Consider the following 14,812-nt stretch of genomic DNA (forward strand, 5'->3'; position numbering starts at 1 on the left):
TTTTATTGAAATAACATAACCAAAAGACAATGGTAAATTTGACAGAGAAACTTAAAAACGATATCCACCAAAAGAAATATTGCCTTAAAAACGGTTAGTAAACGGCATGTATTCTTTGCATACAAAATAAATATTCTGTAGTGCAAATTTCTATTTCAAATACTGTGGGGAGATATTTTATAAGCCTGAGTGAAAATAAAAGGAGTATAATTAGATTTTTAAATCTGTTAGATCGGCTTGGCGATTACCTCACTCAAAATAAGTAATCGTAAATTATTATATTGCAAATATAATTTTTTCATCAAACACCACAACAGGTATAACTACTTATTTTTGTGATAGATAGCACTTTAAAAACAAATAAGCCTTCAATTAAATTGAAGGCCTATCAGAAAAAAAACAATTAAACACATTTTTATATTTTACTTATAACCTTTTCAGGATAATCAGTAATAATTCCGTCAACTTGAAGCTGAATCATATTGTCAATAGCTGTATCGTCATTTACTGTCCACGGAATAATTTTCATTTTTAGAACTCTTAAAGAATCTACCGCTTCTTTATTGAGAAGTTTATAATGCGGACTATAAATCTCTGGTTTAAAATCAAGAACCGAAAGATTCTTAGCAATAGCACCTTCTCCAACCAAATAAGCTAGTTTTATTTTTGGAAATTTTTTGTGCATTACATTTAATACCGTCGGATCAAAAGACTGAATGTTTATTCGCTTTTCGATACCTTTTTCTTTAATGATTTGCATTACCATTTGAGTAAAAACTTCCGGTTCTGGCTGCCTTTTTCCATAATCCGCCTTTTCAGATTTGATTTCGATATTGTATCGAATAGGTTTCAAATTGTTTTTAGCAATATATTCTTCTACAGTATCAATCATCTCTGACAATAATGGTTTATACGTTTTTTGTTTCTGCTGCATCGGAAAACTGGAATTTCCTCTGGAACCGCCATCAAACGTTCTTATACTATCATACGTCATTTCGTAGAGATTATAGCTCTTTTCTTTTTCTTTTGAAATTGGTTGTCCTGCAAAATCTAACATATATTGCGAAGACATAAAAGGCTCGTGAGAAACGACCACTTTTTGGTCTTTAGAAATTACAACATCCAATTCCAGAACATCAACACCTTTTTTTAGAGCGCTGATAAAAGCAGGAATCGAATTCTCTGGAAAATTCCCGCGGTCGCCTCGATGACCTTGTACCTCAATTTTTGAAGTAATTGCTTTTTGACTTCCACAAGAAGATACCGCCAAAACTGCTATTAAAACACAATTTATCTTTTTGATTTTTATCATTTTATGAAATCGATTATTTTACTTTATCTATTCTGTAAGTTGTATTTGCGGTATGTGTTTTACCGAACATATCAGTCGCTTTAATTTCGATAGCATGCTCTCCAATCGCAAGATCCGAAGGGATATTTCCTCTCCATACGTGCGTGCTTTTTTCAGGATCTGATGAACGTTTTCCTGGCATTAGCACTTCTGATAATTCCCATTCATAAACCAATTCTACGTATGATGGATCTTGAACTTCAACGTATTCCATTTCTTTCCATTCTCCTTGATCTACGCGGTAAACCACTTTGTCTTTTTTACTTCCCATAAAGAAATTGGCAAATACTCCAGACTTTGTACGTTTTGCTTTTGCCACTACTTTTGGAGCGAAAACTTTCATTTGATAATTTTCTGGTTTTCCTGCCACTTTGTAATCCACTGTATATTTGTTTCCATTGAAATGAATGAAAGCATAACCTTTTGGCGTTCCGTCTCTCATAACAGAAATTGGAATTCCTTTTTCATCCAGTTTTCCAGAATACCAGTCACCTGAAGTTGTTCCGATATTATAATGATGATGTGGCGTTTCTTGCAACCAACCATCTTTTTTATCAAAGAAATCTTGTCTTTGCAAATGCGTATGCGCTGAAAGAGAAAGTGTATTTGGGAAATCCTTCAACAATTCAAATAATTTTTGACGGTCCTCATCTCTAAAAGAATCATCTTTAGCATCAGGCTCACTTATCGGAATATGGAAAGCCAAAACGATTAAATTATCTTTTGGAACGACTTTCAAATCATTTTCAATAAATTTTAATTGCTCTTCTGTAAAACCTCCCCAATATCCTTCATGATCTCTTGGGTCTGGATACAAAACATCATCCATTACAATAAAATGCACTTTCCCATAATTGAAAGCATAATTGGCTGGACCAAAATGAGCTTCGTAAGTTTCATCGGCTAAATTGTCTGCTTTGGCATCAAAATTTAAATCGTGATTTCCTAAAAGGTTATACCACGGAATTCCGACTTTCTTCACTGCCTGAATATACGGATTGAACAAACTCAAATCATTTCCAACCAAATCTCCCATACTTAACCCGAATGGGATGTTTTTAATTCCTTCAACTTCAGCAACAATTCCTCTTGTAAAAAAATCAACTTCTTCTAGTGTATAAGGTTGTGGATCTCCAAAAATAAGCGCTGTAAAATCAGTAGTTTCTTTTTGCGGAATCAATCCAAAATCTACTGATTCTGGAAGTTTTCCTGTTGGAGCCACTCCTTCAAACTTACCTTTTGGAGAACCAGCTGGTTTATGATTGTAGAAAAACTGAGGCAAATTATCTTTATTAACCTGAATTTTATAAGCCGACGGTTTGATTACCGCAATAATAGCGTCGTCTTTTAACGGAAGTTCGTAGTTTCCTTTTTTATCTGTTAAAACCACTTCACGACCATTTGTAACAGCCACATTCGCAATTCCTTTTTCCTTTTTTTCTTTTTTACCGTTCTGATTTACATCTTCATAAACGATTCCTTTTACAGTTGTCTGTGCGGTTAAAACACCACAAAACAAAACTGCACTATATATAAATGTCTTTTTCATTTTTTAAAATTATTTATCCCACCAAACTTTAGTATTGATATTATCACCGCCAACCATCTCAACAGCTTCTAAATAATTTGCGTTATTTTTAATCTGCTGATTATCTGGGTAAGTAAATCTAGACGGCATAACTCCGTCATTAAGCATTGCCGTTGTTGTTGGTAACACAGGAAGTCCTGTTCTACGGTATTCAAACCATTGCTGATAATCTGTAAAATACAAAGCGTAGTATTTCTGCAACATGATTCTTTCTAGTGTTCCGTCATACTTTGCTTCTGCTTTATCAAAATACGTTGCAGGAGTTGTGGCTTTCAATTGCTCGATTCCTGCTCTAACCCCTTTCTCGTAATGGCCTTGCGCATCTGAAATAAGACCGCGTTGCGCTAATTCTGCTTTGATGAATTCAACTTCAGCATACGTTAAAATTAAAATCTGCATCGGATTTTGCACTTGCGTATTCAAAAGTGTCGAAGCATTGTATTTAAACTGAGAATCTGCACCTGCATAAGCACTTGTGATTCCTTTAAATCCAATTGGTGCATTGGTAACCAAAGCTGTCGCTCCTGTTGCAATGATCGCTCTTCTCGGATCTTCAAGCGTATTTAAATTATCAATAAAGAATGAAGCCATTTTAATATTCAAATTAAAATCTTGAGGTCTTCCCCACGGAGACATATTCGGAGAAACTCCCGTTACTTTCAAAATAGCACCTTCAGCTGTATTGGTAAAAACAGGATAAACTTCTGGATGATCTGCCATGTAAGCCAACTTCTGAAAAGCTCCTGTTTCTGTTCTGTTTGAAACTCTTAGCAATAATCTCATCAATAAAGAATTTGTAAACTTCTTCCATTTCAGAACATTGTTTTGAAACAAAATATCTTCGGTATAAATCATGGCTTTACTGGTATCGTAAAGCGTATTGGCTCTTTCTAAATCAGCTAAAAGTGTTTCATAAATAAACTCTTGTTTATCGTATTTCGGATATAAAATTCCGTCTTCACCACGCACTGCTTCCGTCATCGGAATTGGACCAAAAAGATCGGTAAGATTAGCATATACCAAAGCATTTAATGTTAAGGCAACTGCTTCATAATTAACGTCTCCAGCTTTTACAGCAGCCATTCTCATTTCTCTGATGTTAGAAAGCCATTTGTAATAGTTATTCCAAGCCGAATTACCAATATTATTGCTCACATCATAACGATGCAAACCTCCTGTAATACTTGGAAAAGGAAGTGAAACCTGCATTAAATTGAACGTAACATCTACACTTTGACTTGCATTCTGCGAAGCCACTCCATAAATAATCGGGTTCAACAATGTTCCTGGACTTATTTCTGTAATCAGATTGGGATTTTCGTTAAGTTCTTCGAAACCTGATGAACAAGAAATCGTCATTCCTGTTAGTACTAGAAGTAATGCTGTAATTTTTATCTTTTTCATTGTCTTATTATAAAGTCAAACTTAAATTAAAACCATAAGTAGCTGGCGAAGGCATCTGCCCCATTTCGATACCTGGTAAAATAGTGTCTCCGTTTAATGCTGCTGTTTCTGGATCGTAAATTGGGAAATCTGAAACGGTTGCTAAATCTCTTCCGAATAAAGAAAATTGAAGCGATTGCAATCCTGTATTTTTCAACCATCTTTTTGGAAGATTGTATTGAAGACTGATTTCACGAAGTTTTCCAAAAGAAGCATCAAAAGAGTTCGATTCGATATTTGCTCTTCGGTAATAACGACCGTACCAATCTGCAGTTTTTACTTGTTTGGTGTTTGGAGCATAAGTTCCATCGGCATTTTGAACTACACCTTCACCAATGATGAAACCCGTTTCTCTACCCAAATTATTTGAATTTAATTTTCCTTGTTCAGAAAGTTTGTGGTGTGTCTGAGAATAAATAATTCCACCGTACTGACCGTCTATAGTTACATTCATGGTGAAATTTCCAATTGAAAAACTATTCGTTAGACCACCTTTCCATTTTGGACTTGCATCACCTATATATTGTATTTCTTCTGGGTAAGCTGGAAGACCTGCGCTATCGTACACAATTTGTCCATCAGGAGATCTTACGAAACCAAAACCATAAATAGCACTTGTAGTTCCGCCCACTTTTGCAATAATAGAAGCTGTTCCTCCTGTACCGATTATCTGTTGTCCATCGATTCCTTCTGGTAATTCCATTACTTTATTCCAGTTGCGAGACCAGTTTATAGTCGAATTCCATTTGAAATTTTCACCGTCAATAATTTTTCCGCCAAGAACCAATTCGATTCCACGGTTTCTTACTTTACCTCCGTTTAAAACGGCTCCGCTATAACCTGTAGAGAAATCCATCGGAATATCGATAATTTGATTCTTCGTTACACTTTCGTAAACGGTTGCATCAGCTGTAAGTCTGTTTTTAAACATTCTGATTTCAAAACCAGTTTCAAAACTTGTGGTAATTTCAGGTTTAAAATGATCATTATATAAAACCGTTAAAGTCTGCGCAGAACTTGGGAAAGCACTTTGCCCGTAATATTTTTGCGTTTTATAAGGCTCTGTATCATTTCCAACTTGAGCAAAAGAAAGTCTGTATTTTAAGAAATCAATTGCTTTAGGAAGGGTAAACATTTCAGAAATAACCGCACTCGTGTTGATGGACGGATAAAAGAATGAATTGTTTTCTACCGGAAGTGTACTTGTCCAATCGTTTCTTCCTGTCACGTCAACAAAAAGCATATCACGATACGACATTGATATTAAACCATACAAACTGTTCATTTTTTTATTAGCATCACCCAAAGTCAAAATTGGTGCGCTAGAACCGTTTGAAAGTTTGTAAACTCCTGGAACAACCAAACCTGTTACTTCAGCTTCTGTTCTTCTGTATTTATAACTCATCGCATTTCCTCCAGCTGAAGCCGAAAGCGAGAATTTATCACCGAAATCTTTTTTATAAGAAAGTAAAAAATCTGAGTTGATTTCTTGTTTGAAAACATCTTGTCTTTCGTAAAAACCTTTTGCATATCTGTTGATGCTGTAAGGTCTTTTTTGCTCTCTCGTCTGATTGTAAGTATTCATAGAAGAACGCAACATCAAATCTAAGTTTGGAGCTAAATTGATATTCGCAAAAATATTCCCGACAATTTGATCACTGTCTAAGGTATTCGTAGCTTCATACGCAATCAAATAAGGGTTATCGATAAAAGAGCTAAAAGGGTGCAATTGTGCAATCTGTTCTTTGCCTTTTTCCCAAATCGGACGATACCAATCTAAATCAATATTAGGCTGTTGGAAAATCATGAAATAAGCGATAGATCCATTGTTATATCCTGTAGAAGGCAAATTGTCACTATTTCTGGTATTATAATTTACAGATGTTCCTAGTTTAATTTTGTCAGATACCTGATAATTAGCATTAACCGCCGCTGTAACTCTATCAAAACCAGTATTCGGCATAATCCATTCATTCTTCTGATTTCCTAAAGAAAGACGCATAGAACCTTTATTATCTCCACCTTGAATAGAAATATTATTATTTAAAGTCACACCTGTTCTCCAGAAATCTTTTCTGTTATCTCTATAAGATTGCCAAGGACGTCTTTCTGGCGATTGTCCTTCTACAACAGGATCATATTGGTAAAAATTCTGTCCTGCAAAAGCGGGTCCCCAAGCACTACTCGTACCGCTTGTCGAAGTTCCATCTGCAGAATTTCCATAAGAATAATACTGATTTCCTAATGCATCTGGCGAATTTCCTGTTCCTTGTCCATAACTATATTGATAATCTGGCCATCTTTGAATAACATCAAAAGTAGCTCCTGTGTTGAATGAAATTCCTAGACCTTTGTTTTTCTTTCCTGACTTTGTAGTAATAATCAAAGCACCGTTTGCCGCACGACTTCCGTAAAGCGCAGTTGCACCTGCACCTTTAAGAACGGTTACCGCATCGATATCATCTAGATTTAGATCAGAAATTCCGTTACCGTAATCAATTGGAGAATCTTCTCCCATATACGCACTTGTAGAACCAGAAGTGGTCATTTCGGCATTTACCGGAACTCCATCAACCACAATAAGTGCATAGTTCCCTTTTGGACTTAACGATCTGTTTCCTCTAAGAGTGATTTGTTGTGAATTTAAAGGTCCTGAACCTGTAGAAGTAATACTTAAACCTGCCACTTTTCCTTTCAGACCAGACGACCAGTTATTTGGTCTTCCTTGAGATAAGTTTTCAGATTTAATGGTTTGCTGCGAGAATCCTAATTTTTTTTCTTCTCTTTTAATTCCCAACGCCGTTACGACAACTTCGTTCAACTCACTGGTACTTGGTTTCAATGTTATTGTAATTAGACTAGCACTTGCGTTAACTTCCTGAGAAATATATCCCATATAAGAAACAACCAAAACAGCAGAAGAACTTACAGCAAAGCTGAAATTACCTTCCATATCGGTCATTGTTGAGGTTTTTGTTCCTTTTTCTAGAATTGTAACTCCTGGCATTGGCATACCGGTTTCGTCCAATACTTTTCCGCGAACACTCATTTGTGCACGGCCACTGTGCGTAACAGTAATCGTGTTGTTTAGTTTTCTAAAAGACAATCCTGTTTTTGAAGCAATTTTTGTCAATACTCCGTCAAGACTTTCTTTGTCTGCATAAATAGAAATACGTTGAGAAGTTGCAGATATTTTTTCATCAAAAACAAAAGTAAAAGTCGTTTTCTGTTCTACCGCTTTAAAAAATTCAGTGATTGTCGCATCTTTTAAATTTAGGCTTATTTGCACATCTTTGGCAGATTGTCCTAAGGCAAATCCGTTAAAGGAAAAAAATAATAAAATCATTAAGTAAAGATTTTTCATCTTGATATACTTATTGAAAAAAAATTGTAGTTTCGTGTTCATTACTATTAGGCTATAAATTTTATTTTTAGTCTGTTCTAAAATGCCCGTTTCCGTTGCACCGGAGGCGGGTTTTGTTTTTTTCTGTTTTTTTTTATGATGTCTTTTTTCTTATAGTAATTTGGTTTTTAGTGGTGTAATTTATTTTTAGTTGTTTCAAATAGGCAATACTCTCCAGAACATTCTCTAGCTTTTCATCTTTAAACTTTCCTGAGATTGTAAGATCATTTAGTTCTTGATCTTCAATTGTAATATCTACATTGTACCAGTTTTCAATAATTTTAACCGTTTCAGAAAGCTTGGTGTTTTTAAGAATAATGGTATTGCTGATCCAAGCAATTTTATCATCGCTGTTTTCGGTAGAAATCTGTAAGTCTGAATTCTTGATCAAATCGGCTTGTTGGTTTTTCGTGATTTGAACTTTTTTGCCAGTTGGCGAAGTCACTTCTACTTTTCCAGTAATAACACTTACTTTGGTGTCATGATGGTTATAAGAATTAATGTCGAATGAAGTTCCTAAAACTCTAACTTTTACGTCGTGAGTTTGTACAACAAAAGGTCTTTTAACGTCTCTAAAAACTTTAAAATACGCTTGTCCAACAAGTTCTATATTTCTTGTTGTTTCAAATTTTTCAGGATACGTAACACTACTGTTAGAATTTAAGACAATGACACTTCCGTCTTCAAGGAAAATTTCTTTCTTTTCTCCTTTAGCCGTAACCTGCGTAATTTCTTTTGGTTTGAATGCAAACTTAGCTACCGAAAAAGCAACTGTAAGTCCGGTTACTAAAACTGCCGCAACTTTTAATGCTTTTCTAATTGAATATTTTTTTGGTTGAACCTGCAATTCTGAAAATATCTTATTTAGAATTACATCACCTTTTTCATCAGATAGTTTATTTTCTATATCTAATGTTTGATCCTGCATCTTATCAAAAAATGCTTCTACAGCAATTTTTTCTTCAGGCGTGCAAGTACCTTTTTCGTATTTTTCTACAAGAAGCAGAAAGGATTCTTTTTTCAAAATAATATGCTTTTATAAACAAGTCACATTTTTTGAATCGAACAAGTAGTCGAAAAAGCAGGCTTAACGTTTTCTTAAAATCGGTGTTTTTTAATTAACATAAAAGAATGCTGCCCAGTAAAAAAGAAGATAATTATAAGATGCAGAATTTAAACGAAGCTGTTTAAGCGCGTTGCTGATGTGTTTTTCTACAGTATGAATAGACAGGTTTAATTTTGCCGCAATTTCAGCATTCGTAAAATGTTCAATTCTGCTTAACAGAAAGACTTCACGACATTTAGGAGTTAGTTTATCAATCTGATCATTGATATTTTTCTCAAAGTCAACATATTCCAAATCGTTGATTGTAAAACCAGGATCAGGAATAGTTTCTAATACTTCGATATGCTGCTGATCGAATTTTAAGTTTCGAATCTGATTCGCAATTTTATATTTTACTGCCCTAAAAAGATAAGCTTCAAGGTTTAAGATTACGGTACTACTTGCATTTTTCCAGAGACTGATAAAGATTTCCTGAACGATATCTTCGCAAACTGCTTCATCTTTATAAATCTTAAAAGCATACGAATAAAGCTTTTTCCAATAACGGTTAAAAATAATTGAAAACGCAGCATCATTCCCTTCAAAAATTAATTTCTGAAGTTCATCGTCAGTCATTTTCAAAAGGTTTCTTTCCATCTTAAATTGTAAAAAGCAAATGAAAAACAACAGACAAAAAATACCTAAAAAGTTAATTTAACTTTGTGTTAAATTAATTATTCAAAAATAGACCTTAAGCTTAAAAAGTTCTCTACAGGCCTTTAAAACAGGAATTTGAGAATTTTAAAATCTTATTTCAAACTTTTTTCGGGATTTTACAACATAGCAGTACATAGACAGTTTTTTCTTTCTTTACTTTTTAAAATCGGATAATTAATACAAGTTTCACCACTTTTCCAAAAAGCTTCATCATGATTTTGATAAACAAAAAGGGCAAAATATTCCATAGATATTTTACCCTTTCGGTTGACAATAGGAAATGAACTCAATAAACTTCTATTTCTCCAATTTTTAAAACTGATTCAGGAATTTCACTTTCAATAAGTAAACGAATTTTAGAAGATTTTACCAGATCAAACGAGATTTGGTTTGCTGTATTTGTTTTTAATTTACTGAAAGACGAAATAATTCTCCATTGCTTATTTTCGTCTGGAATCGCAATTTTAAAAGTTTGTTCCGTAAACTTGTTGTCTGGTGTATCCAAAACTGACAGAACCATTTTATGAAACTCTTTTGTCGTTCCAAAATCAATTTCTATCCAATTTTCTTTTCCTGCAAAAATCTTCGTTTCATAATAATTTCGAACATTGTCAAAATACCAAATTCGACCATCATTTAACTGATTTAAAACTGTTGCATCAGAATTTGAAGTCATAACTTTTGGAAAATCTTTTCCTTTGATATTTACTGCCAAATTGATTTCTGATTTTGAAGGCTGATCAATTTCAACTGAATTCGAAAGATTAATGACTTTTTTTCCTAAAAAAGAAGGTTTCAAAACCATTTTTCCATCCACATAGACAGATAATCCTTTTCCTTTTTTATATCGATTTCCTGTTGCATCATACAAAATAGTCAGGTTTTGATTGTGATAACGAATGTTTTCCAAACAGAAATACTTTACGTTTTCTGTAACAAGCGGATTAATTTCTAATTTATTTCCCTCCGAAGGTCTGATCCCGCATAATCCTGTAATAATTAAATCATTAAATTCGGAATGATTGTAATGCTCACTTCTTTGATCAAAATCGGCAATTGCCCCTTTTTGATCTGGATAATAATTTTCTAGAATATTCAGTTTTCCTTCTTTATAATGTTGATCGGCATATTGTTTCAGAATTTCCCAATAATCTTTCTTTGAAATTTCTTTCTGATTATAATTGTTCAGCAAATTCGCCATTCCTAACAAAACCTGAGTCGTTTGATACGGCCAACTTGGACCGTTCCATTGGCATTCTTTTGTACCATTTGGTCCAAAGCGGTATTGTTCCATATAATATTGATAAGAAGGTTCAACCGTTCGCAATCCGAAAGTACCACCAAAATTTTTCGGCGAACGCAAACGCGACCAAGCCGAATTGTATTTCTCGGTATCATCTGGCAAATTGTAAACCCAAGGCACAAAACCAACCAACTCACGCCCACGAATAAAATCCCAATATTTTACAAAATCATTATTGACTTTGAAACGATCTGTAAAATGTCCTAAAGTTGGATTCCATAAATTATCTTGAAAATTTTGCTTTTGTTCTAATGCTTTCTGCTGATATTTTTCAGCTAATTTTTGATCGCCTTTCAATAAAGCAATTTTAGAAATCGCCAAAGCATTCGCATACATATAACTGTTTATCGAAGGTCGGAATCCATCACCGCCTGTGAAACCATCTGTTCCTCCGCTGGCATCAATTGAGGAAATGGTATTTTCTGTCGCATCCATAACGGGTTCCACAAAATAGAGCTTTTTCGAAGCATCATAATGATCTTGCCAATCGGCATCAATTTTCATCATTGACGGCAATTGTTTGACTATAAAATCTTTGTCACGATTGATCATGTAATTGGCATAAGTTGCATCAGCAATCGATTCGGTATAACGGCGATTGTTCCCGCCATGCTGATACATAAAATCAATATAATTGTTCATGTACAAACGGTCTTTGAGCCATCTTCCTTCGTGAATATGAAAAACCGTTGCCGCATTCAACGTATTATAAGGTTTATGATCCCAACTCATGGCATTCAAAAACTCGGTTACTACATAACCGTAATCGCCTATATTTCGCAAATGTGCTTTGTAAACTTCCCAACGGTAATAATATACATCTTCTATTTCTTGGTCTGAGATTTCAAAAAACGGAATGTTTTTCAAATACCAATCGCTGTCATTTCCATAATGATAAATGCTTTTTTTATTGGAATCGATAAAATGAGTTTCGTTTTTTTGTGCCAAAATCGGCTTCGCAAGCAGTAGAGAAAACAGCAGAAAATAATGTCGCATAAATTAAAAGTCTTTACACTCTGCGCAAATTTTAAACACATAGAAACATAGTTTTTTAAACGCATAAAAGGCGTTTCACTAACATAAATTCACATAGTGCTATGTGTTAGAAACTAGTTTCTTTCTACAGTCTTTTACAAAAAGAGAAAATCTATGTTTCTATGTGTTTAAAAAAAATACACGCAAAGAGTTTTATTGGTTAAAAGGGTTTATCGTCCAGCAAATAAAGAAATTATAATTTTTTAAGGTCAGACAAAAAATCTCAATCTTTCTCCAATTAGTCTCAGATTGATTTTTATTCAATAAAAAAGCCGTTTAAACGATAATGCAACGGCTTTTAAATTTTCTTTTAAAATGAATTCTAATTATTCTTTACTTCGAATGAATTAAAAATACTAGTACTATTTTCTCCTTTTGAAACAATTCCGATTCGGTAACCCATTCCCCAAGGCGCATACTTATCTGGATTAAAACTTACTGAATCTATCTTTACCCAATCTCCATTTTTCTCTTTATAATAGAATTCTAACGTTTTGGCTTTTTCTAAAACATTCATTTTCAATTCGACTTCACCAGAAAAATTCTTATCCATTTGTTTTACAACCTGATAACTATTTTCTAAATTATTGAAGATCTTGATTCCGCTTTTCGAAACTGAAACTCCAATTCCTCCTAATTCTCCCGGCCAAGTACTTTTATAAATCGCTCCGCCTAAAGCAATTCCCGTTTCAGCATCTGTAATTTGTACCGAAGTATTTACCGTAAAATCAACCGATTTGATATATTGTCCCAAAAAAGTTCCCAAATTATGATTTTCGTTCGAAGCTTTTAATTCCAAGCCATTTTTGAAATTCAATTCTGGTCTTTCTTTTTTTGAAGGCCATTGCCAAGCCAAATTCAGCTTTTGATCTTTTCTAAAATCATCGCTAAAATCCAATTCCGATTTTGGTCGATTTGCTGTAATATTGTTGCGTAAAATCGGCCAGCCGTCTTCACCAGCAACCAATTCTTCAATTACACCTTCTCTGCCTACATATACATCATAATCCATATTGAAGGCATGATACAGCATAAACAATCTTCCTTCTTCGGTCGTAATTACCGTTCCGTGACCCGGACATCTCCATTTTTCATTGCTCACCATAATCGGATTTTGAGGATATTTTTCCCAAACACCGCTTTCTAAACTTTTGGTTCTTGCAATTCCTGTTTTGTAATTGCAACGTGCGTCACAACAACCTCCAACCGCGTATAAACTATAAATATAATCTCCGAATTTAAAGAAACACGCTCCTTCTACTAAAGCGGTTTCCCAAGGCTGACTATTGGTATAAACCTTCTTTTTTGTGCCTAATAATTTAGTTCTGCTTTCATTGATTTCCTGCATCCAAATCCAAGATTCTTTGCCACAGCCGTTTCCATCATTTTTCCAAAAAGCATAAATTTTGCCGTTGTCTTCCATTTCAAAAGCGTCGATTGCGCCACAATCATCTTCAATAATTACGGGACCATTATCTGTAAATTTTCCGGTTTCAATTTTAGAAGCATCAATCCAAGCTGTTCCGCATTGCAATCCGGGATTTCCTTTTGTGAATCGGTTATGAGCGGTGTAATATGCGTAAATTTTGTTTTGTTTTTTGTCGTATGCCAATTCCGAAGCCCAGAAATTATTTTCGCCCCATTGGTCTTTCATGTCTTTAAAACCTTCAGGAAAAACATGATTAACCAATTTCCAATTTTTCAAGTCAGTCGATTTGTAAATGGTAAAATATGGTGCCCATTCATTTGTTGTTGAAGTCGCATAATACACATTTCCAACTCGAATAATCGACGGATCGGGATTATCTCCAGGCAAAGCTGGATTGACCAATTCAAAAGATTTTGAACTTGAATTAGTTGTTATAATTTGTTTTTTACTGCCACATGAAAAAAGCATCAAGACAGCAAAAAATGAGATTATATTTTTCATTATTGTAATTCGTTTAAAAAAATTATTGTTTTTGAATAATCGGCCAATCATCATTTTTCCAATTCAATTTCAGATTTGATAAATACCAAGATTTTCCATCTTTAGTATTATTTCCTTGATAAAAAAGCCAATACTGTCCTTTTTTATCTTTGTAAACATCCGGATGTCCCGATTCGGCAGAATTCCACGTTCCTTCTTTTCCATTTTCTAAAAAAGGTTTTACGCCATTTCGTTCCCAATGAATTCCGTCTGTACTTCTGGCAACACCAATTTGTTGTGGTTCATTATTATAAGCTCCTGCATAAAACATGTACAAATATTTCCCTTTTTTGATGCAGGAAGCGCCTTCCACACAATTTTTTTCCCAATCCAAAGTCGGTTCCATTACCGAAGTATTCGTCAATTGTGTCCAATCTTTTTTATTGAAACTCGTTTTAATTGGTGCCGAAGCAACGCCTTGTTTCTGAATTTTATACGAAGAGTCACGAGTAGCGAAATACAAGAAATATTTTCCTTGAAATTCAACCACTTCAGCATCAATCGCGCGTCCGCAAGTCCAATCGCCGGTTGGGCTAAAAATCGGATTGGTTTCGTTTCTTTTAAAATTAATTCCATCAGTCGAATAAGCGTGGCAAATGGCATCTTTTAAACCATTTCCATACGTTTGATAAAACAAATGAATCGTATCATTTCGAACCAAAGCACCCGGCGCGCACAACCCGTTTTTCTCATATTCTGCACCCGAATTGATTTCGCCCGCTTTTTTCCAATCTTTTAAATTGTCGCTTTTCGCAATCCCAATATGCCAACCCGACATGTCTTTTCCCGGAATCGAATAATACATCCAGTAACTTTTTTTGAAGAAAACTATTTTCGGATCTTTCGCCACAGGATTCCCAGAAGAGGTATCTGTAAAATACATTTCAGGTTTTTGCTGAGCAGAACAAGAAATTCCCCATGCTATAAATACGCAGATAAAAAGTATATTTTTCATATT

Annotated in this window: 9 protein-coding genes and 1 pseudogene; all 10 read right to left on the reverse strand. The window is 34.4% G+C overall.

The features are described from left to right. Positions 1-415 precede the first annotated feature (415 nt). Entirely contained in the window at positions 416-1,312 is an 897-nt protein-coding gene (locus tag K6T82_RS21985) for a glycerophosphodiester phosphodiesterase family protein (RefSeq protein ID WP_223710736.1), read from the reverse strand. A gap of 13 nt (positions 1,313-1,325) precedes the next feature. Further along, entirely contained in the window at positions 1,326-2,900 is a 1,575-nt protein-coding gene (locus K6T82_RS21990) for a calcineurin-like phosphoesterase C-terminal domain-containing protein (protein ID WP_223710739.1), read from the reverse strand. Positions 2,901-2,909: 9 nt separating this feature from the next. After that, positions 2,910-4,343 carry a SusD/RagB family nutrient-binding outer membrane lipoprotein gene (locus tag K6T82_RS21995; protein ID WP_223710742.1) on the reverse strand — a complete coding sequence of 478 codons (1,434 nt, stop codon included), beginning with the start codon at positions 4,341-4,343 and terminating at the stop codon, positions 2,910-2,912. Between the two features lie 7 nt (positions 4,344-4,350). Then, positions 4,351-7,746, reverse strand: coding sequence for a SusC/RagA family TonB-linked outer membrane protein (locus K6T82_RS22000; RefSeq protein WP_223710744.1), 3,396 nt, complete (start codon positions 7,744-7,746; stop codon positions 4,351-4,353). A gap of 133 nt (positions 7,747-7,879) precedes the next feature. Continuing rightward, the gene (locus K6T82_RS22005) at positions 7,880-8,809 is read right to left on the reverse strand and encodes a FecR family protein (protein WP_223710747.1); all 930 of its coding nucleotides are present in this window, start codon (positions 8,807-8,809) and stop codon (positions 7,880-7,882) included. 90 nt (positions 8,810-8,899) lie between these two features. Then, positions 8,900-9,487: an RNA polymerase sigma factor gene (locus K6T82_RS22010; RefSeq protein WP_223710749.1), complete on the reverse strand. Its 588-nt coding sequence runs from the start codon at positions 9,485-9,487 to the stop codon at positions 8,900-8,902. Positions 9,488-9,663: 176 nt separating this feature from the next. Next, a pseudogene (locus K6T82_RS22015) lies at positions 9,664-9,759 on the reverse strand (GNAT family N-acetyltransferase); the annotation flags it as partial. A 74-nt stretch (positions 9,760-9,833) separates the two neighbouring features. After that, a complete protein-coding gene (locus K6T82_RS22020) occupies positions 9,834-11,846 on the reverse strand; it encodes an MGH1-like glycoside hydrolase domain-containing protein (RefSeq protein WP_223710751.1) in 2,013 nt (670 codons plus the stop codon). Between the two features lie 361 nt (positions 11,847-12,207). Beyond that, a complete protein-coding gene (locus K6T82_RS22025) occupies positions 12,208-13,815 on the reverse strand; it encodes a glycoside hydrolase family 43 protein (RefSeq protein WP_223710753.1) in 1,608 nt (535 codons plus the stop codon). Between the two features lie 22 nt (positions 13,816-13,837). Then, a complete protein-coding gene (locus K6T82_RS22030) occupies positions 13,838-14,809 on the reverse strand; it encodes a family 43 glycosylhydrolase (protein ID WP_223710755.1) in 972 nt (323 codons plus the stop codon). Positions 14,810-14,812 lie beyond the last annotated feature (3 nt).

Origin of the sequence: Flavobacterium potami (genome assembly GCF_020026915.1) — a bacterium.
In the GTDB taxonomy this organism is placed as follows: Bacteria; Bacteroidota; Bacteroidia; order Flavobacteriales; family Flavobacteriaceae; genus Flavobacterium; species Flavobacterium potami.

Bases quoted from the DNA above. Each gene is read 5' to 3' on its own strand.
- K6T82_RS21985 (WP_223710736.1), bottom strand. From the start codon at position 1,312: ATGATAAAAATCAAAAAGATAAATTGTGTTTTAATAGCAGTTTTGGCG.
- K6T82_RS21990 (WP_223710739.1), bottom strand. From the start codon at position 2,900: ATGAAAAAGACATTTATATATAGTGCAGTTTTGTTTTGTGGTGTTTTA.
- K6T82_RS21995 (WP_223710742.1), bottom strand. From the start codon at position 4,343: ATGAAAAAGATAAAAATTACAGCATTACTTCTAGTACTAACAGGAATG.
- K6T82_RS22000 (WP_223710744.1), bottom strand. From the start codon at position 7,746: ATGAAAAATCTTTACTTAATGATTTTATTATTTTTTTCCTTTAACGGA.
- K6T82_RS22010 (WP_223710749.1), bottom strand. From the start codon at position 9,487: ATGGAAAGAAACCTTTTGAAAATGACTGACGATGAACTTCAGAAATTA.
- K6T82_RS22020 (WP_223710751.1), bottom strand. From the start codon at position 11,846: ATGCGACATTATTTTCTGCTGTTTTCTCTACTGCTTGCGAAGCCGATT.
- K6T82_RS22025 (WP_223710753.1), bottom strand. From the start codon at position 13,815: ATGAAAAATATAATCTCATTTTTTGCTGTCTTGATGCTTTTTTCATGT.
- K6T82_RS22030 (WP_223710755.1), bottom strand. From the start codon at position 14,809: ATGAAAAATATACTTTTTATCTGCGTATTTATAGCATGGGGAATTTCT.